The organism is Stappia sp. ES.058, from assembly GCF_900105595.1.
Classification (GTDB): domain Bacteria; phylum Pseudomonadota; class Alphaproteobacteria; order Rhizobiales; family Stappiaceae; genus Stappia.
Map to the genome: position 1 here is coordinate 2,772,707 of NZ_LT629784.1, position 19,268 is coordinate 2,791,974.

General features: G+C 65.4%; 14 protein-coding genes. All 14 read right to left on the reverse strand.

What is annotated here, in order from left to right; genetic code table 11:
* Positions 1 to 30: 30 nt before the first annotated feature.
* The 14 genes from lpxC to BLU32_RS13000 all read right to left on the reverse strand — a co-directional run bounded on the left by lpxC (position 31) and on the right by BLU32_RS13000 (position 19,266).
* Positions 31 to 987, reverse strand: coding sequence for a UDP-3-O-acyl-N-acetylglucosamine deacetylase (gene lpxC, locus BLU32_RS12935; protein ID WP_093811000.1), 957 nt, complete (start codon positions 985 to 987; stop codon positions 31 to 33).
* A gap of 278 nt (positions 988 to 1,265) precedes the next feature.
* Positions 1,266 to 3,029 carry a cell division protein FtsZ gene (gene ftsZ / locus BLU32_RS12940; RefSeq protein ID WP_093807554.1) on the reverse strand — a complete coding sequence of 588 codons (1,764 nt, stop codon included), beginning with the start codon at positions 3,027 to 3,029 and terminating at the stop codon, positions 1,266 to 1,268.
* A gap of 105 nt (positions 3,030 to 3,134) precedes the next feature.
* A complete protein-coding gene (gene ftsA / locus BLU32_RS12945) occupies positions 3,135 to 4,457 on the reverse strand; it encodes a cell division protein FtsA (protein WP_093807556.1) in 1,323 nt (440 codons plus the stop codon).
* Entirely contained in the window at positions 4,454 to 5,368 is a 915-nt protein-coding gene (locus BLU32_RS12950) for a cell division protein FtsQ/DivIB (RefSeq protein WP_172838569.1), read from the reverse strand. The genes ftsA and BLU32_RS12950 overlap by 4 nt, the downstream gene beginning before the upstream one ends.
* Positions 5,356 to 6,285 carry a D-alanine--D-alanine ligase gene (locus tag BLU32_RS12955; RefSeq protein ID WP_093807558.1) on the reverse strand — a complete coding sequence of 310 codons (930 nt, stop codon included), beginning with the start codon at positions 6,283 to 6,285 and terminating at the stop codon, positions 5,356 to 5,358. Before BLU32_RS12955 ends, BLU32_RS12950 begins: the two co-directional genes overlap by 13 nt.
* On the reverse strand, positions 6,278 to 7,264 hold the full coding sequence (murB, locus tag BLU32_RS12960) for a UDP-N-acetylmuramate dehydrogenase (protein WP_093807560.1): 987 nt from the start codon (positions 7,262 to 7,264) through the stop codon (positions 6,278 to 6,280). The genes BLU32_RS12955 and murB overlap by 8 nt, the downstream gene beginning before the upstream one ends.
* Positions 7,261 to 8,691 (reverse strand): UDP-N-acetylmuramate--L-alanine ligase, encoded by a 1,431-nt coding sequence (murC, locus tag BLU32_RS12965; protein ID WP_093807562.1) that lies wholly within the window; start codon positions 8,689 to 8,691, stop codon positions 7,261 to 7,263. The genes murB and murC overlap by 4 nt, the downstream gene beginning before the upstream one ends.
* Positions 8,688 to 9,833: an undecaprenyldiphospho-muramoylpentapeptide beta-N-acetylglucosaminyltransferase gene (murG, locus tag BLU32_RS12970; RefSeq protein ID WP_093807564.1), complete on the reverse strand. Its 1,146-nt coding sequence runs from the start codon at positions 9,831 to 9,833 to the stop codon at positions 8,688 to 8,690. Before murG ends, murC begins: the two co-directional genes overlap by 4 nt.
* Before the next feature lie 8 nt (positions 9,834 to 9,841).
* Positions 9,842 to 10,999 carry an FtsW/RodA/SpoVE family cell cycle protein gene (locus BLU32_RS12975; RefSeq protein WP_093807566.1) on the reverse strand — a complete coding sequence of 386 codons (1,158 nt, stop codon included), beginning with the start codon at positions 10,997 to 10,999 and terminating at the stop codon, positions 9,842 to 9,844.
* A complete protein-coding gene (murD, locus tag BLU32_RS12980; RefSeq protein ID WP_093807568.1) occupies positions 10,999 to 12,396 on the reverse strand; it encodes a UDP-N-acetylmuramoyl-L-alanine--D-glutamate ligase in 1,398 nt (465 codons plus the stop codon). The genes BLU32_RS12975 and murD overlap by 1 nt, the downstream gene beginning before the upstream one ends.
* Positions 12,397 to 12,400: 4 nt before the next feature.
* Entirely contained in the window at positions 12,401 to 13,486 is a 1,086-nt protein-coding gene (gene mraY / locus BLU32_RS12985; RefSeq protein ID WP_093807570.1) for a phospho-N-acetylmuramoyl-pentapeptide-transferase, read from the reverse strand.
* An 8-nt stretch (positions 13,487 to 13,494) separates the two neighbouring features.
* The gene (locus BLU32_RS22565; protein ID WP_093807572.1) at positions 13,495 to 17,103 is read right to left on the reverse strand and encodes a UDP-N-acetylmuramoylalanyl-D-glutamyl-2,6-diaminopimelate--D-alanyl-D-alanine ligase; all 3,609 of its coding nucleotides are present in this window, start codon (positions 17,101 to 17,103) and stop codon (positions 13,495 to 13,497) included.
* Positions 17,104 to 17,185: 82 nt separating this feature from the next.
* Positions 17,186 to 18,901, reverse strand: a complete 1,716-nt coding sequence (locus BLU32_RS12995; protein WP_093807574.1) for a penicillin-binding protein 2 — start codon at positions 18,899 to 18,901, stop codon at positions 17,186 to 17,188.
* An 8-nt stretch (positions 18,902 to 18,909) separates the two neighbouring features.
* Positions 18,910 to 19,266 carry a hypothetical protein gene (locus BLU32_RS13000; protein WP_093807576.1) on the reverse strand — a complete coding sequence of 119 codons (357 nt, stop codon included), beginning with the start codon at positions 19,264 to 19,266 and terminating at the stop codon, positions 18,910 to 18,912.
* Between the last annotated feature and the right edge of the window lie 2 nt (positions 19,267 to 19,268).

Below are 19,268 nucleotides of genomic sequence, written 5' to 3' on the forward strand. Positions count from 1 at the left end.
CGAGGTCGCGCGTGCGGCGACACGGCATGCCTAGGAGGCGGACTGACCAACCGCCATCAACGGGCGAAGCTCGCCGCCGGAAACCAGCGCAGGCTCGCGGTCGAACCGGCCCTCGACGATCTCGAACGCATCCGCACCCGCCGTCTCGAAAAGCTCGACGAGGATCGCGTGATTCATCCGGTGGCCGCCCTTGTAGGAATGATAGGAACCGATGAAGGGCAGACCTGCAAGCGCAAGATCACCGACAGCGTCCAGCATCTTGTGGCGGACGAATTCGTCGTGCCAGCGCGTGCCTTCCGGGTTGAGCACGCGACCGTCGGAAATCGCCACCGAGTTCTCAAGCGACGATCCGAGCGCAAAGCCCATGGACCACAGCTTCTCGACATCCTGCACCGACCCGAAGGTGCGCGCACGCGCAAGCCCGTCACGGAAGGCGTCCGGCGTGAGATCCAGCACGAGGCGCTGGCGTCCGATCACCTCGGCGTCGAAATCAATGGTGACGTCGAACCGGCAGCCGTCGAAGGGACGCAACTCGCACCACGCGTTGCCCTGATCGACACGAACGGTCTTCTTGATGCGCAGGTAGCGACGCGCAGCGGCGAGCTTGCGCATACCCACCTGCTCGATCGCCTCGACGAAGGCCGCCGAGCTGCCATCCATGATGGGCATCTCCGGACCGTCGAGTTCGACGGTCGCATTGTCGACCCCAAGCCCACGCAGGGCCGCCATCAGATGTTCGACGGTGGACACGCCGCCTGCCTTCGGATCGCCGATCACGGTACAAAGGGAGGTGGCGGTCACGGCGCGCCAATGCGCCGGAATTTCGATGTCGCGGCCGGTTTCGGGGTTCTGTGCGGCAAAAACGATGCCGGTGCCGGCGTCCGCCGGATGAAGCGTGACCGCGGCCGGATCGCCTGAATGGACGCCAATGCCCCTCAAGGATACGGAGCCGGCGAGTGTGGTTTGCCGGTCTGAGCCTCTTTTCATCAGTCGATCACCCTGTTTGCGAACCCCGGTAGCGACGATCTGGAAGGGCATCGGCAAATCGGCGCGAATCGACGCATTCACCGCGCGACCCCCTTGATCGCAGGTGCAACATACAAGCAGGAGCGGTGGGGTCTAAATAAAGCTTTGTTACGGTATGTAACGAAGTCTTAAATTTTAGAACACTGATTCAAAAAGGGTTTTCATCAAAAAAGAAACGGACGATCCGGTGAGGGGCCGGATCGTCCGCAATGCGAGGAAGTGTCGAGAGGCTCCCGGGATCAGTTCGCCTGACGGCGAAGGAACGCCGGGATCTCCAACTGGTCGTCCTCGGACATGGTCCGCGGCTGCGGCGCGCTGCGACCGGTCAGGTCAAGCTGGCCGGCTGCCCCCTGCTGGGCCGGACGCGGGGCGGCCGGGCGCGGAGCTGCCGGGCGGACCGCGGCCTGCTGCGGCTGGGCTGCCGGACGCGGGGCCTCCGGGGCCGGAGCCGGACGTTCCGCACGCGGCATCGAAGCCTGTTCGGGTGCATGGGAGTACGCCATGTCTTCATCGTCTTCCTTGCGCGACAGGCCGCTTGCAAGTCGACGCAGCAGGCCCATCGGACGACGCTCGTCACCGTGTTCGTCGTGATCCGCGGCGTCATGGGCGCGCATTTCACGCTGGGCGACGGGCGGAAAGTCCTCGATCGACGGCATCCGTCCCGGCTGTGTCGCCGTTTCCGCGACCGGCGGAATATACGGCTGGACGGCCGGCTGCTCGGCAACGCTTCGCGCCTGCGGGTCGGCATCGAAATCGTCGACAGGGGCAGCCTTGTCCATCATGTCCGGGGCCGGGGAAAACGGTGCAATCTCGACGTCGGGATCGGTCGAGGACTTCACCGGCTCCGGGATTTCCAGTTCCTGCTCGAGCCGTTGAACGGCAGCAGCGCGCACGGGCGCCGCCGGACGCGGCTGCGGCGCGGTGGCCTTGGCCTGCGATACATCGGCCTTGGGCTGATCGGCAGGGTCGGAAATGGTTTTCAACCGCTCGGTCAATTCCGCCATGCGCGCCTCGGCCGGAGAGACGTCCTCGCGCAGCTCCTTGTCGATGCCGGTCGCCACGACGGAGACACGGATGATGCCGTCGAGGCTCTCGTCGAAGGTTGCGCCCAGTATGATGTTGGCGTCGGAATCGATCTCTTCGCGAATGCGGGTGGCCGCCTCGTCCAGTTCGAACAACGTCAGATCGTTGCCGCCAGTGATCGAGATCAGCAGACCGCGCGCACCCTTCATCGAGGTCTCGTCGAGGAGCGGGTTGGCAATCGCCGCTTCCGCCGCCTGCATGGCGCGCTTGTCGCCCGAGGCCTCGCCGGTGCCCATCATCGCCTTGCCCATGCCGCGCATGATCGACCGCACATCGGCAAAGTCGAGATTGATGAGGCCTTCCTTGACCATAAGGTCGGTGATGCAGGCAACGCCCGAGTAGAGCACCTGATCGGCCATCGCGAAGGCATCCGCGAAGGTCGTCTGCGCATTGGCGATACGAAACAGGTTCTGGTTGGGAATGACGATCAGCGTGTCGACCGCCTTCTGCAATTCCAGGATGCCGGCTTCAGCGATGCGCATGCGGCGCACGCCCTCGAACTGGAACGGCTTGGTCACGACGCCGACAGTGAGTATTCCCATCTCGCGCGCCGCGCGGGCGATGACGGGGGCTGCCCCCGTGCCCGTACCGCCGCCCATCCCGGCAGTGATGAAGACCATATGCGACCCCGAGAGGTGGTCGTTGATTTCGTCGATCACTTCTTCGGCGGCGGCAGCGCCGACGTCCGGCTGCGATCCGGCGCCCAGCCCTTCCGTCACGGCGACGCCCATCTGGACGACCCGGTCGGAATGGTTGCTGGCAAGCGCCTGGGCATCGGTGTTTGCGACGACAAAATCGCAGCCCTGCAGGCCGGCCTGGATCATGTTGTTGACAGCATTGCCGCCGGCTCCGCCGACGCCGAACACCGTAATTCTTGGCTTCAGTTCCTGAAGGTCAGGCATTTGCAAATTGATGGTCATGGCTTCCTCGCGACCCTTGGATGCCCGTTCTGGACATCCGCCTCATTCCTCGTTTCCCTCAAATCACGCCGGTGAACCGGCGCCTCTCCGAGGCGGTTTCCCGCCTCAGAAACTCTCGCGTAACCAGTTGCCGACCCGCGCCAGCGCGCCGGAACCGAGATTCCAGCGTCCCCGCAGGTTGCGCGGCTCGAACTGTTCGACCTGCGCCACCTGGGGATAGATCAGCAACCCGACGGCCGCCGCGAACGCCGGCCCCTTCGCGGCTTCCGGCAGCCCGGCGATCCCGAGCGGCCGGCCGAGCCGAACCTGACGACCCAGCACCCGGCGGGCCACATCGCCGAGGCCCGTGAGCTGGCTGGCACCGCCCGTCAGAACGATGCGCTTGCCCACCCGTCCGGCAAAGCCGGAGGCCGTGAGACGATCGCGCACCAGTTCCAGAATTTCCTCCACACGCGGCAGGATCACCCGCGTCACCGTGGACCGCGGCACCTGGATCGGCAGGTCGCTGTCGGCATCCACCGGCGGCACCGAGATGAAATCCCGGTCGTCGGAATGGCTCGGCAATGCCGAGCCCTGCAACGTCTTGATCCGTTCCGCGTCCGCAAGACGCGTCGAAAGCGCCCGCGCGATATCCATCGTCACGTGATGCCCGCCAACCGCGATCGCATCGAGATGCACCATCTGCCCCTCGACGAAGACCGAAAGGGTCGTCGTGCCCCCACCCATGTCGACGCAGGCAACGCCCAGCTCCGTCTCGTCCTCGACCAAAGTGGACAGGCCGCTCGCATAGGGCGTCGCGACCATGGTCTCCACCGCGAGGTGACCGCGGTTGATGCAAAGCTCCAGATTGCGCACCGGCGCAATTTCCGCAGTCGCGACCTGCATGTCGACACCAAGCCGGCGCCCCATCATGCCGCGCGGATCGCGCATGCCGCGATTGCCGTCGAGCGTGTAGGAGATCGGCAGCGCATGCATCACCGCCCGGTCATCGGCGACCGTATGCGCGCTTCCCGCGGACAACACGCGCTGGATGTCCGCCTCGCAGACCGAGTCACCGGCAAGGCCGACGCTTGCAGTAATGATCTCGGACCCGAGCCGGCCGCAGGTGACATTGGTGATCAGCGATTCCACCGTCAGGCCGGCCATTCTCTCCGCCGCATCGACCGACAACCGGATGGCCTGTTCGGCGGCGTCCATATCCACCACCACGCCGCTCTTCAGACCGCGCGAACGCTGATAGCCGTAGCCCAGAACCTCGATGGAATGGGACCGGCCGGGCAGGACGCCATCGTCCCCGCGCGGCGTCAGTTTGGCGATCAGGCAGCACACCTTGGTCGAACCGATGTCGAGCACGGAAACGACGACCGCTCGCCGGGACGGGAGCGGGCGCATGCGTGGCAGATAGATGGGGGCGCTGCGCCGGTTCATGTGTCGGCCCCCCGGCGTCGCTGATTGCCGGTATCCGGCGTGCCGGCCTTGCGCCGCAGCGCCGCGGCATCGGTGAGCCGCACCACCACGCGATCGGCAAGACGCAGATCGATCATTGCAATGTCGCGCGCCAGAAGGCCGTTCTCCGCGTCCATCGTCACGACGTCGGCCAGCGCCTGGTGGACACCTTCTTCCGGCAGCCGCAAGGTGATGCCGTTTTCCAAAAGGAGGTCCCAGCGGCGATCGGAAACGAGCCGGGCGGCCCGCACGCGTACACGCAGCTCCGGAACGGCATCGAGCGCACCGAGCACTTCGCCGCCCCGGTACTGGGCGCCGTGACCGATCAGCATCAACAAGTTGGCATAGCGCCCGTCGACATCGTCACTGATCACCCGGCCGTTGGAATCGATCACCGACAGCAGATCGCCGCGCTGCCACAGGGCATAGGCCTCACGCTCATCGATGCGCACCTGAAGCGTGCCGGGATAGAGCTTCTGGACCGAAACCGCATCGACCCAGGGAATATGCGACAGCCGCTCGCGCGCCGCCGTTGCGTCGAACAGGGCAAGCGAGGTTCCCTGCTGGATCTCCAGCGCCTCGAGAATTTCGAATTCGGTGGTTTCCTTCTGCCCCGACAATTTCACCGCGGCGATCTGGAAACCGGCGGCCGAGGTAAGTGATTCGCTGACCATTCGCCCGTAGCCACCAAGTGCGACGCCGTAAGCGATCGTCACCCCGAGGAAGGCAATGGCACTCACCGTGCCGGTCCAGCGCGGCAGATCCTGAAGGACGCCGGCGGCCCGCCACAACGGACGACGGTGCAAACGCGCAACGCCGCGACCGCGCGGCGCAAGCGCCACTTCGATCGGCAGGGCACCGTCCCTTGTCCGTTTTGCCTTTAACGTCCGCAACTTGCGTTCTCCACCATCCAGCTTGTCAGCTCTTCGAAGGAATGCCCGGCATGCGCCGCGATCTCGGGCACAAGCGAGGTTTCCGTCATTCCGGGCTGCGTGTTCACTTCCAGACAGATCAGTTCACCGCCACCTGTCGGCTGCTCGTCGAAGCGAAAATCCGCCCGTGTAACGCCCTTGCAACCGAGCGCCATATGCGCCCTGAGACTAAGTTTCTGTACTTCTTGGTAAACAAATGGTGAAATTTCCGCCGGCAGGACGTGTTGTGATCCGCCAAGGGCGTATTTCGCTTCATAATCATAGAAGCCGTGACCCTTCGGCATCACTTCCGTAACCCCAAGCGCAACGTTGCCCATGACAGCGCAGGTCAGTTCCCGTCCGGGGATGTAACGTTCCACCATCACCGTATCGCCATACGGCCAGTCGTCCCGAAAGAGCTCCTGTGGCGGATGCTCCGCGCCTTCCCTGACGATGAGCACGCCGAAGGAGGATCCCTCCGCCACAGGCTTGGCCACATAGGGCGGCGGCAGCGCATGTGCCCGGGCCGCGTCCAGCCTGTGGAGAACCTTGTGGACGGCAACCGGAATGCCGGCGGATTTCATCACCGCCTTGGCCTTTTGCTTGTCCATTGCCAGCGCCGAGGCTGCGACACCCGAGTGCGTATAGGGAATGGCGAGGATCTCCAAAAGACCCTGAATGCATCCGTCCTCGCCGAAGGGCCCATGCAGCGCATTGAAGGCGACATCCGGCTTTATCCTGGTCAAGACATCCGCGATATCGCGGCCCACATCGACACGCGTAACCTGGTAGCCGGCACGCTCCAGCGCGGCGGCACATCCCTCGCCGGTGTTGAGGCTTACAGGACGTTCCGACGACCAGCCGCCCATCAGGACGGCGACGTGTTTCGTGTCAGCCATGGGCTGCCGCCTCTCCCTTTTGCATGCCGAGGAAAGGCGCGATCGCCGGCGAGCCCGCGCCAAAGCGGCCGAGACGCCTGATTTCCCACTCGAGCGCGACGCCCGCGGTTTCCAGCACCCGCGCGCGCACGGTCTCTCCGAGCTCCTCCAGGTGGTGGGCCGTGGCCGTCCCTGTGTTGATCATGAAGTTGCAATGCATGTCGGACATACGCGCTCCCCCGATCTGCAACCCCCGGCAACCGGCTGCGTCGATCAGTTTCCACGCGGAGTGGCCCGGAGGATTCTTGAAGGTCGATCCGCCGGTCTTTTCGCGGATCGGCTGTGCGGCCTCGCGATGGGCGCTGACCTCGGCCATCTCGTCACGGATATCGGCTTCCGGGCGCGGTGTGCCGCGAAACCGGCCCTGCGTGAAGATCATCTGCGCCGGCTGCCCGCTGTGGCGATAGCGATAGGCCATGTCGGCATTGGACAGGGTGACGATCTCGCCCGCACGCGTCACCGCCGTGAGGTCCTGCATCACGTCCCCGGTCTCGCTTCCGTGTGCGCCGGCATTCATGCGAAGCGCCCCTCCAAGACCGCCGGGAATGCCGGCATAAAAGGCAAACCCGCCCTGTCCGACCGCCGCAGCGGCTTCCGCCAGCCGCCTGTCAGGCACGGCCGCCCCGGCTGAAATGCTGCCGTCGTCAAGCGTCTCGATGTGACCGAAGCCGCGCGCACCGAGACGCACGACCACACCGTCGATCCCGCCATCGCGCACCAGCAGGTTCGATCCCAGGCCGATGGGCAGAACCGGCACATCTTCCGGCAGATGGCGCAGGAACAGCGCGAGATCGTCCGTATCGGCGGGCTGAAACAAAAGCTCCGCCGGCCCGCCGACGCGAAACCAGGTCACCGTCGACAGGGCGACAGCCGCCGTCAGCTTGCCGCGCAGGCCGATACGCTCAAGCCCGTGCCGGGCGATGAGGTCGGCTCCGCTCATGAGGCCCTGCCGTTCGCCGCTCCGTCGAGCGCCTTGCCAAGTGCGTCGGGAAGGACCTGCGCCCATTGCGAGATGCTGCCGGCGCCAAGACACACCACATAGTCGCCGGCGGACGCGATGCCCGCGATACATGCGGCAAGGTCACCCTCGCCATCGATCGTGTGGACATTGCGATGGCCGCTGGCGCGGATGCCGTTCGCCAACGCCTGGTGATCGATGCCCTCGCGCGGCGGCTCGCCAGCGGCATAGACGGGCGCGCAGATCACGTGGTCGGCATCGTTGAAACAGGCGGAAAACTCGTCCAGCAGGCTTTCCAGCCGCGAATAGCGATGCGGCTGAACCACGGCGATGACCTCGCCGGAGGCGACGGCGCGCGCCGCAGCCAGAACCGCGCGGATCTCCACCGGGTGGTGAGCGTAGTCGTCGAACACATCGATGCCGCCGGCATTGCCGGTGTGGGTGAAGCGTCGCTTGACGCCGCCAAAGCTCGCAAGCCCCTGGCGAATGCGCGACGCATCCATCCCCAGTTTCCATGCGACCGCGACGGCGGCGACCGCGTTGGAGACGTTGTGCAGTCCCGGCATCGGCAGCGTCAGGCTTTCGATCACCTCGCTGGTGCCGCTCAGCCGGTCGCGCAACTCCACGGAAAAGATGGAATTCACGCCGTGGGTGGCGAGATCGAAAAAGCGCACGTCCGCCTGCCGGTTCTGGCCGTAGGTGATGACCTGGCGGTCCTCGATGCGGCCGACCATCGCCTGCACCTCCGGGTGGTCGAGGCACATCACCGCAAACCCGTAGAACGGCACATTTTCCACAAACTGATGAAAGGCGGAGCGCACCCCGTCGAAATCGCCGTAGTGATCGAGATGCTCGGGATCGATGTTGGTCACGACCGCGACATCGGCCGGCAGCTTGACGAATGTGCCGTCGGATTCGTCCGCCTCCACCACCATCCAGTCGCCCTTTCCCATGCGCGCATTGGTGCCGTAGGCGTTGATGATGCCGCCGTTGATCACGGTCGGATCGAGCCCGCCGGCATCGAGAAGCGCCGCGATGATCGAGGTCGTCGTCGTCTTGCCGTGCGTGCCGCCGACGGCGATCGCCTGTTTGAAGCGCATCAGCTCGGCCAGCATTTCCGCGCGCCGCACAACGGGCAGGAAATTATTGCGCGCCGCCGTCAGTTCCGGATTGTCACGCCGGATCGCGGAGGACACCACGACAACACGCGCCTGACCGAGGTTCTCGGCACGATGACCGACACTCACCGCGATCCCCTTTTCGCGCAGACGCTTGACGTTGGCGCTTTCCGACAGATCGGACCCTTGAACGGTGTAACCGAGCGTGTGCAACACCTCGGCAATGCCGCTCATGCCGATGCCGCCGATCCCGATGAAATGAACCGGGCCGATATCCTGGGGCATCTTCATGATGCGTCTCCTGATGATGTTTCCTGCGCGTCCAGCGCGCCGACCGGCGCGCCGGAGGCAATGTATTCGGCGAGATCGGCAAGACGGCGCACCGCGTCGGGGCGACCCGCGCGTTTTGCGCAGTCCGCCGCCTCGGCGAGACGCCCCGGTGCCGCCATCAGTTCGCTGAGCAAGGCGGCAAGGCGCGCCGGATCGAGTTCGGATTGCGCGACCGGCCAGGCGCCGCCCGCGCGGGCGAGAATATCCGCATTGCGTCCCTGGTCGTTATCGAGCGCATGCGGTAGCGGCACCAGCACCGACGGACGGCCGATCACCGAAAGCTCGCTGACGCTGGAGGCCCCCGACCGGCAGATCACCAGATGCGATACCGCAATCCTCTCTGCCATATCGGAGAAAAACGGCGCGAGTTCGGCAGTGATTCCAATTCGCTCGTAGAAAGCCCGCACCCGGTCCATGTCCTCCGGCCGGCACTGTTGCACGAGGCGGATCCGCGCGCGCGTTTCTGCGTCCAGACACTCCAATGCCGGCGGCAGGCAATCGGAGAAAAACCGCGCGCCTTGCGAGCCGCCGAACACGAGAAGCTGGAACGCGCCGCCGTCCTGCGGAACATCATAGGGCGTTGCCGACGCCGAGATCACCGCATCACGAACCGGATTGCCGGTCTGGCGTGTCTTATGCGGATAAACGCCGGCCGCTTCGCCCACGAGCGGAAAACTCGTCGCAATGGCGCTGCACCGGCGCGCCAGCATGCGGTTCGCCCGCCCCATCACGGCATTGGCCTCATGCAAAACACTCGGAACGCCGCCGAGAAACGCCGCAAACATCGGCGGAAAGGTCGGATAGCCGCCAAAGCCGATCACCGCGTCGGGCTTCAGTCGCCGGATCACGCCGCGGGCCTGCCAGGTGCCGCGGGCAAGCCGCCAGGCGGTGCGCGCCAGCGCGAGCGGGTTGCGCCCGGCAATCGTTGCGGAGGAAATCACATGCACCTTGCGTGCCGGAAAATCCCCGCCGTAGGCGCCGACCCGCTGGTCGGTCGCAAGCTCCACCACATGACCGCGGCGGACAAGCTCGGCCGCCAGCGCCTGGGCTGGAAACAGATGCCCGCCGGTTCCCCCGGCGGTGAGAAGAAAGGTCGATGCCATGCCCGCTCTCAGGTCAGCTTGGCCGGCGACAGCCGCGATACCATCACGCTGTCGGACCGCGAGGCCTGCGGGCGCCGCCGGGTCAGCGCCAGGACGAAGCCCATCGACAGCGCCGTCGCCAGCAGCGACGACCCGCCGTAGGAAATAAAGGGAAGCGTCATGCCCTTTGCGGGCATCAGGTTCAGGTTCACCGCCATGTTGATGCAGGACTGGATGCCGAAGAGAACCATCAGCCCGGCCGTCGCGAGCCGCCCGAAAGGATCGGTGTCGCGTGCGGCATGACCAAGCCCGCGAAGCACGACGAAGGTGAAAACCAGCACCAGCACAAGACAGACCAGAATGCCGAACTCCTCCGCCGCAACCGCGAAGATGAAATCCGTATGGCTTTCCGGCAAAACCCGCTTGATCGTGCCCTCGCCCGGCCCGCGCCCGAACCAGCTGCCCGAAACAAAGGCCTCGATTGCCCGGTCGACGTTGAAGGTGTCGCCCGAGCTTGGATCGAGGAACCGGTCGACGCGGCTTTGCACGTGCGGCAGCGTCATGTAGGCGGCCAGAATGCCGCCGGCGCCGAGCGCGCCTATGGGAACGATCGCCACCCACGGCAAGCCGTTGAGAAAGAACAGCGCGGCGAAAACGAGCATCAACAGCATCGTCTGGCCGAAGTCCGGCTGCGCCACCAGAAGCGCCGCCGACATGACGAACAGCAGGATGGAAAACAGCGACCCCGGCACCTCCGGACGCCGGCCGCCCTCCGACAGCAGAAAGGCCGCCAGAACGATCAGCGCCGGCTTCAGAAACTCCGACGGCTGGATGGAAAACCCGAGGATCATCACCCAGCGCCGCGCGCCCTTGGCCTCCATGCCGATGAAGAGCGTCGCCACCATCAGGCCCAGCGATAAAATGAAGACCGCCAGCGCCACACGCCGCACCATGCGCGGGCTGAGCGCCGAGACCCCCAGCATCAGGCCAAGGGCCGGCACCAGAAACATCGCCTGGCGCTTGATGAAGTGGTAGCTGTCGATGCCAAGCCGCTCGGCCACCGCCGGGCTTGCCGCAAATGAAAGCACGACGCCGCCGATCATGAGGATCACGAAGCCCGCAAACAGATATCGATCGACGGTCCACAGCCATTCGGCGAACGGACTTCTGTCGGCACGGCTCACCATCACACGGTCTCCTGTTCGCTCGCCTGAGCCACGATACGGCGCACGGCGTCGGTAAACGCGCGTCCGCGGACCTGAAAATCCGGAAACTGGTCAAAGGACGCGCAGGCCGGCGACAAGAGCACGACCGCTTCCCCGGTCTCCGCCCGCGCGTCACGCGCGGCAGCGGCGACAGCCGCATCGAGCGCTCCCGACATCTCCACGGGCACATGCCCGTCGAGTGTCTCGGCAAATGCGCCCGCCGCATCGCCAATCAGATACGCTTTCGCGATTCGGTGGAAATGCGGCGCAAGCGGCGCGATGCCGCCGGCCTTCGCCCGACCGCCGGCGATCCAGTAGATCTTCTCGAAACTCGTCAACGCCCGTTCCGCAGCGTCGGCATTGGTCGCCTTGCTGTCGTTGACGAACAGGACCTGGCCGTCGCGCGCGACCACCTGCATACGGTGCGCCAACCCCGGAAAGCATGCCAGGCCGGCGTGAATCGCCTTGTCGGAAAGCCCGAGCGCCTGACAAACGGCGACGGCCGCCGCCGCGTTTTGCGCATTGTGCGCGCCGCGCAGCGACATCACCGGGGCCAGATCGAAGAACTCGCGCTGCGCACCGGCATCGGCGACATGCAGCATGCTGCCTTGCGCATAGACACCATGGGTCACGGGGTGACGCACGCACAACCGGCGCGTCTCCTTTCCCGCCTGCTCCGACCGGTCCGCGACAACGGCACTCAGCCCGTCGTCGACACCAACGACGGCCAGCCGGCTGCCGGCGATCAACCGCTCCTTCACCGCGGCGTAGTGCTCAAGCGATCCGTGCCGGTCGAGATGATCCGGCGTGATGTTGAGCAAAACCCCGATGGACGGGTCGAGGCTTGGCGTCAGGTCGATCTGATAGGAAGAGCATTCGATCACATGAACCCGACCGCGCGCCGGCGGCATGAGATCCAGAATCGGAACACCGATGTTGCCGCCCATCGCCACGTCGTGCCCGGCATGGGCAAGACAATGGCTGATCAGCGCCGTCGTGGTCGACTTGCCGTTGGTGCCGGTGATCGCGACGAAGGGCGCATCGGGCGCGAGCCGGTGCCGCTCCCGGCAGAACAGCTCGACATCGCCGATCACCGGAATCCGTTGCTGGCGGGCGAAATTGACGCTCCAGTGCGCGGTTGGATGGGTGAGCGGCACACCCGGCGCCAGCACCAGCGCCGCAAACTTTGACCAGTTCGCCGATTTCAGATTGACGACCGGAATCCCGGAGGACGCGGCAGTCTGGCGTCGTTCCGGCATGTCGTCGAAGGCGTGCACCCGGGCACCGCCGGCCAGCAGCGCATGCGCCGCCGACAGGCCTGAGGCCCCCAGCCCGAACAGTGCGACGTCTTGGTCCGCAAAGGAAGTTGCCGCGATCATCCGTTCACCTCAACTTCAGCGTGGCAAGACCGACCAGCGCCAGAACCACGGCGATGATCCAGAAGCGGATCACCACCTGGCTTTCCGTCCAGCCGAGATGTTCGAAATGGTGATGGATCGGCGCCATCTTGAAGACGCGCTTGCCGGTCAGTTTGAAGGAGGCGACCTGCACGATCACAGACACCGCCTCCAGCACGAAGAGCCCGCCGATGATGGCGAGCACGATCTCGTGTTTGGTGGCAACGGCGATGGCGCCCAGCATGCCGCCGAGCGCCAGCGATCCGGTATCGCCCATGAAAATCGCAGCCGGCGGCGCGTTGAACCACAGGAAGCCGAGCCCCGCGCCGATCACCGCGCCGCACAGCACGGCAAGTTCACCTGCACCCGCAACGTGGTGGATCTGGAGATAATCGGAAAACACCGCGTTGCCGGTGAGATAGGCGACCAGCCCGAACGAGGCGCAAGCGATCATCACCGGCACGATGGCCAGCCCGTCGAGCCCGTCGGTCAGGTTGACCGCATTGCCGGCGCCCACGATGACGAAAGCCGCGAAGGGAATGAAGAAGACCCCGAGATTGATCGCGAGGTCCTTGAAGAAGGGAAAGCCGATCGAGGTGCCATAGACATCGCCCTCAAGCAGGGTGACACAAAAGGCGGCCGTGCCGGCAATGACGAACTCCAGGGACAGGCGCATGCGGCCACTGAACCCCTTGTGCGAGGCCTTTGCGACCTTGAGAAAGTCGTCATAGAATCCGATCAGGCCAAACCCGACGGTCACGCCGAGAACAATCCACGTATAGGGGTTGAGCAGATTGGCCCACAGGAGCGTTGCCACGAGCATGCCCGACAGGATCATCAGCCCGCCCATCGTCGGCGTGCCCTTCTTGGTCAGGAGATGGCTTTGCGGCCCGTCGGCCCGGATCGGCTGTCCGTGCCCCTGGCGGGTGCGCAACGAGTTGATGATCATCGGTCCGAACAGGAAGATGAACAGCAGCGCCGTCATGATCGCGCCGCCGGTGCGAAACGTGATGTAGCGAAACACGTTGAGTGCGGAAAACTGGTCGGCGAATTCGACAAGAAAATACAGCATCGGGCGTCCTATTCGGCTCCGTCATCCTCGACGGGAAATTCGCGCTTGAGCGCCTCGACCAATGGCCCCATCCGGGAGCCGAGAGACCCCTTGATCATGATGACGTCCCCCGGCCGCACGTCTTCCAGAAGCAGCGGACGCAGGCTCGCAGCCTCTTCGGAATAAGCGCCACGCAGGTGCTTCGGCAAGAGCGTCCAGAGTTCGTGCATGCGTTCGCCGACGCAATAGACCAGATCCGCCCCGCTTTCGCTGACCGGCTCAAGCAGGTCGGCATGCAGGCGTCCTTCCGCCTCGCCGAGCTCGAGCATATCGCCGAGCACGGCGATCCGCCGGCCGGGGCGTGAAATCGGCGTTTCCTTCAAGAGCGACAGCGCCGCGCGGATGGATGCGGGATTGGCGTTGTAGCTCTCGTCGATCAGCGTCGCCCCTCCCTCCGGCAGACGCAGGCTCACCTGCGCGCCGCGGCCCTTTGGCGCGCGAAATCCGGCGAGCGCCAGTCCGGCGAGCGCCAGATCTCCGCCGAGCTCCGCGACAGATGCCAGAACCGCGAGACTGTTGGTGACGAGATGCTGGCCCGGCGCACCGACCTTGTAGGTGATTGGCTGGTCGAAAATATGTCCCGAGATCGAACTGCAGGCGACCTGGGCGGACACCTTTTCGGCTTGCGCGTCTGCCGGGCCTTCGCGTCCGAAGGTGGCTATGCGCCGGACACCGGCCGTCTTTGCCAGATAGGTCAGGAGATCGAACTGATCGTTGTCACGATTGAGCAGCACCAGACCGCCCGGATCCAGGCCGAGAAAGATCTCCCCCTTTGCCTGGGCGATCCGCTCGACGGACCCGAAAAACTCAAGATGCACCGCGGCCACCGTGGTGATGACCGCAACATGCGGGCGCACCATCTGGACCAGCGGTGTGATCTCGCCGGCGTGGTTCATGCCGATCTCGAAGACCCCGAAGGCGGCATCCGCCGGCATGCGCGCCAGCGTCAGCGGCACCCCCCAGTGATTGTTGAAGCTTGCCACCGGCGCATGGGTCTTGCCCGAGGCGTCGAGCGCCAGCTTCAGCATGTCCTTTGTGCTGGTCTTTCCGACCGAGCCGGTGACCGCGACGATCCGCGCCCGGCTGCGCGCCCGCGACGCGCGCGCCAGATCGCGCAGACCCTCCAGCGCATCCTCCACGATCAGGTAGCGTCCCGCCTTCGGCAGGTCGGCGCGGCGCGCCTCCGAGACGACCGCCAGCGCCGCATCGGCCTCCAGCGCGGCACCGGCAAAATCATGCCCGTCGAACCGCTCTCCGGCAATCGCAATGAAGGCATCGCCCGGCTCGATCGTCCGGCTGTCAATTGACAGGCCGGAGATCTCGGCCCCCTCGTCCACGCCCTCACAACGTCCGCCGGTTGCCGCGACCATCTCGGCGAGCGTCCAGAGCGGTCGATCATCGTCCGGTTCGGGAAGCGGCCCGAAGGCGGGACCCGGCCTGTCGGACGCCGCTGCGGCGGCCGGCAGGACCGCACCCATCAGATCGACCGGCGCAGCCGTCTCCTCCGGCGCGTCTCCCGCTTGCTCCGGGGCCTCCTCGTCGCTCGCATCCCCGACGTTGTCTCCCGCCGGACCGTCCTCGGGGTCAGCGTCAAGAGGCCCCCGCTCGTCATCGCCGGGCGCCGCCGCAGTGATATCGGCATCGGTCCGGGCGCCGGAAAGATCCTCTTCGGCATCGGCACCCGAATCCTGCGTCGCGTCCTCGTCCCCCGCATCGCGTTCAGGCTGGTCATCGTCGTCGACAAAAAGAGCTGCGTCTGCGTCCGCGTCTGCGTCTGCGTCTGCGTCTGCGTCTGCGTCTGCGTCTGCGTCTGCGTCTGCGTCTGCGTCTGCGTCTGCGTCTGCGTCTGCGTCTGCGTCTGCGAAGATCTCGTCGTCGCTGCTGTCGTCAAGCCGTTCCGTCACCGGCGCGTCGCTGTTCAGTTCCTCCTGCAGCACCGCCGTCAGTTCGTCGTCGAGCGATGCCTCACCCGCATCATTCGCAGGGGCATCCTGGGCCTTTTTGTCGGACATCGTTTCGGCCTCGGACCCGGTATCTGCGTCGCCCTCCAGCAGGGTCGCCAGATCGAAGTCGAAGTCACCACGCCCATCGGCGGCAGCGGCGAAGAGGTCGCTTTCCGCAATCGCGGCAAGCGCCGCGCGCGCAACCTCATGATCGGAGAAGGGCAGAACCTCGTCTCCGACGATCTGCCCAGGCTCGTGCCCCTTGCCGGCGATGCACAGCACGTCGCCCGTTTGCAACATGCCGACAGCCGCCTCAATGGCGTCGCGCCGGTCGGCGATCTCCAGCGCGCCGGGTGCAGCCTCCAGGATCGCGCGCCGGATCGCAACCGGATCCTCGCCGCGCGGATTGTCGTCGGTGACGATCACCACATCCGCCTGGCGGCCGGCAGCCGCGCCCATCAGCGGACGCTTTCCCGCATCCCGGTCGCCGCCGGCGCCGAAGACCACGATCAGCCGCCCTTTGGTGAAGGGACGCAGCGCGGCCAGTGCGGTGTCCAGCGCATCGGGCTTGTGCGCATAATCGACGAAGACCAGCGCGCCGTCGTCGCTTTCGCCGACGAGCTCGAGCCGCCCCGATGCGCCTTCAAGAGTTTCCAGCGCCTCCAGCGCCGCGTCCCTCTTCACGCCACCGGCGATCGCAAGTCCGGCCGCGATCAGCGCATTGGAAACCTGAAAACGCCCGGCAAGAGGCAGACGGATTTCACGCGTGCCGTCTTCCGTGTCGATGGTCAGGATCTGGACGAAGCCATCATGACGGATCTCGCGCAACGCGAGATCCGTGCCCCCCTCGCCCACGGTGAAGAGCGGCTGACCGCGCTCGCGCGCCGCCGACATGACCCGGTCAGCACAAGCGGCTTGCGGCTCCAGAACGACCGGCTTGTCGGCCGGAAGCAGCGTGTCGAACAGGCGCAGTTTGGCGGCGAGATAGTCGTCGACATCCTTGTGGTAGTCGAGATGGTCGCGCCCCAGGTTCGTGAAACCGGCCGCCGCAAGGCGCACACCGTCGAGCCGGCGCTGGTCGAGCCCGTGGCTGGAGGCCTCCAGTGCGGCATGGGTGATGCCGTCATGCGCGAGGCGGGCGAGCGTTTCATGCAGGGAGACCGGATCGGGCGTTGTCAGGCCGCCATAGTTCGCGCCGGCGCTCGTCACCGTTCCGATGGTGCCGAGGCTTGCCGCCTTGTGACCGGCGGCGGCGAAGACCTGTCGCGCGAAGACGGCGACCGAGGTCTTGCCGCTGGTTCCGGTGACGGCGACGACCGTCTCAGGCTGGACGGCATGAAAGCGGGCGGCCATCAGCGCCAGCGTGCGCCGCGGATCGTCGCTGACGATGACGGGAAATCCGTCGCCAAGGCTTTCCAGGGTCTGTGCGGAGACATCGGGGCCGACAAGCAGAGCGCCGGCGCCGGCGGCGCGGGCCTCAGCGATGAACCGGGTGCCATCGACGGTCGCGCCCTTGAGGGCCGCGAAGAGGTAGCCGTCCGAGACCGTTCGGCTGTCGGCGGACAATCCGGCGATTTCGGTTTCGAACTCGGGTGCGGCGAGCACCTGTTCGCCGGCAAGGTCCTTGAGCAGCATGTTGTACGCCAATATCTGGTGTGCGTCGTCATCGGGAGCGGAAGCGAACCTTTGGTGCGACCCCGGTTCGCGTCGGCTCCGGTCAGTAGGCGATTGAAACGGTCTCCGTCTTATCTCCGAATTTGGGCAAAACTCCCAGTGTGGGGGCAATGCGCCGAATGATGGCAGATGTTGTCGGCGCGGTGTTCATGCCGGCGGTGGCGCCAACGCCCTCTCGTTCTGGCTTCGGCTCGTCGAGCACCACCAGCACGACGTAGCGCGGATCGTCCATCGGAAAGGCCGACAGGAAGGAATTGCGCCGCTTGTCGGACACATAGCGGCCGTTCTCGATCTTCTCCGCTGTACCGGTCTTGCCGCCAACGACATAGCCCGGAACCTCCGCGCGACGCCCCGACCCCTTCAGGACGTTCAGGCGGAACAGATAGCGCATGATTTCGCTGGTTCTGGGATCGATCACCTGGCGCGAGACCTCCTCCGCCTCCGCCAGGGTGCGCGGCGTGAACGTCGGGGGAATGAGCCGCCCGCCGTTGACGAGCGCCGCCGCGGCCACCGCCGTCTGCATCGGCGTCACCGAAATGCCGTGCCCGAAGGAGATGGTCATTGCAGCCAACTCGTTCCACTTCGGCGGCAGCAGGGGCGTTGCGACTTCCGGAAGATCTGTCTTGATGCGCGTCGTCAGCCCGATACGCTCCATGAACGCCTTCTGCGTGTCCACGCCCGCCGCAAGCATCATCTTCGCGGTTCCGATGTTGGACGAATAGATAAAGGTCTCGGCGACCGAGAGGATGCGGCGCTTGCCATGGAAATCATTGATCGTGCGCCGCCCGACGCGCAGCGGCCGCGAGGCGTCAAAGCTGTCGTCCATCGTCACGCGGCCGCTGTCGAGCGCCATCGCGACGGTAAAGGTCTTGAACACCGATCCCATCTCGAACACGCCGCCGGTTGCGCGGTTCAAGCGGTTCTTCTCCAGCGCCTGTGCCCGGTCGTTGGGATCGAAGTCGGGCAGCGAAGACATGCCGACGACTTCGCCGGTCTTGGCGTCGAGCACGATGCCGACGCCGGCAATCGCCTTGTAGCGCTGCAGGGCCTTCGACAATTCATCGCGCACGACATGCTGGACCCGCAGGTCGACCGAGAGATTGACGCCTTCCATGGGGCGTCGGTCGCTGGCAAATCCCAGATCCTGCAGCTCGCCGAGCCAGGCCTTGTCGACGGCAAGCTCCATGCCGGAGATGCCCTTGTTGTCAACATTCACCGAGCCGACAATGTGGCTGGCGGTCGGGCCGCCCGGGTAGAAGCGGCTGTTTTCCTCCAGAAAGCCGATCCCCGGAATGCCGAGATCGTGCAGACGCGTGCGCTGGCGCGGCGTCAGTTCACGCTTGAGCCAGATGAAGCCGGCATTGCTGGCAAGGCGGCGGCGCACCGCGTCGGTTCCCAGGTTCGGCAGAACGCTGGCGATGCCTTCAAGTGCCTCGTCCACATCCAGGATCTTGCGCGGCTCGGCGTAAAGCGAGGCCGTCTTGATATCGGTCGCCAGGATCTGACCGTTGCGGTCGACGAGATCGGGCCGCGAGGCGGCAACGCTGTCCTGCGCGGAAATATAGGAGGCCGTCTCCGCCTCTTCGCTCAGTCCGAGCATCACAAGCCGGCCGCCAATGGCGAGATAGACCAGCGAGAAAACCGCCATCGCCATATAGACGCGTGAGCGCACGGCACGCGTAGAGGGGCCGCGCGGAACATGCCGCTCGCCCACCGTGCGGCGCTGAAGGAAGGAGACGGGTTGATCGCTGTTTGACATCTCGGCCCCTATCTCACCACCGGCTGCGTCCCGGCGTAGCCGCCAAGCGACGACGCCCCGCCGATAGGTGCAAGCTGCATCGGCTTCACCGGCACATCCTCGATGCGGGTGATCTGCTCGACCTCCAGCGGCTGAAGGTTCAAGTGCTCGTTGTAGCGCTCGACCAGCTTCTGCAATCGGCTCGGATCGTTCAAAAGGCTCCATTCGGCGCGAAGCAGCTTGAGCTGTTCGCGCTCCTCGTCGATGCGCTGCTGGAGATTGGCAACACGCTCCGCCGCGCGCTCCGCATCGTGCTTCATGTCGTAGACCGTGGCGGCTGCAGCGAGCACGCCGATCACCAGGAAGACATTCAGATAGCGTGTCATTT

Bases quoted from the DNA above. Each gene is read 5' to 3' on its own strand.
- lpxC (WP_093811000.1), bottom strand. From the start codon at position 987: ATGAAAAGAGGCTCAGACCGGCAAACCACACTCGCCGGCTCCGTATCC.
- ftsZ (WP_093807554.1), bottom strand. From the start codon at position 3,029: ATGACCATCAATTTGCAAATGCCTGACCTTCAGGAACTGAAGCCAAGA.
- ftsA (WP_093807556.1), bottom strand. From the start codon at position 4,457: ATGAACCGGCGCAGCGCCCCCATCTATCTGCCACGCATGCGCCCGCTC.
- BLU32_RS12955 (WP_093807558.1), bottom strand. From the start codon at position 6,285: ATGGCTGACACGAAACACGTCGCCGTCCTGATGGGCGGCTGGTCGTCG.
- murB (WP_093807560.1), bottom strand. From the start codon at position 7,264: ATGAGCGGAGCCGACCTCATCGCCCGGCACGGGCTTGAGCGTATCGGC.
- murC (WP_093807562.1), bottom strand. From the start codon at position 8,691: ATGAAGATGCCCCAGGATATCGGCCCGGTTCATTTCATCGGGATCGGC.
- murG (WP_093807564.1), bottom strand. From the start codon at position 9,833: ATGGCATCGACCTTTCTTCTCACCGCCGGGGGAACCGGCGGGCATCTG.
- BLU32_RS12975 (WP_093807566.1), bottom strand. From the start codon at position 10,999: ATGGTGAGCCGTGCCGACAGAAGTCCGTTCGCCGAATGGCTGTGGACC.
- murD (WP_093807568.1), bottom strand. From the start codon at position 12,396: ATGATCGCGGCAACTTCCTTTGCGGACCAAGACGTCGCACTGTTCGGG.
- mraY (WP_093807570.1), bottom strand. From the start codon at position 13,486: ATGCTGTATTTTCTTGTCGAATTCGCCGACCAGTTTTCCGCACTCAAC.
- BLU32_RS22565 (WP_093807572.1), bottom strand. From the start codon at position 17,103: ATGCTGCTCAAGGACCTTGCCGGCGAACAGGTGCTCGCCGCACCCGAG.
- BLU32_RS12995 (WP_093807574.1), bottom strand. From the start codon at position 18,901: ATGTCAAACAGCGATCAACCCGTCTCCTTCCTTCAGCGCCGCACGGTG.
- BLU32_RS13000 (WP_093807576.1), bottom strand. From the start codon at position 19,266: ATGACACGCTATCTGAATGTCTTCCTGGTGATCGGCGTGCTCGCTGCA.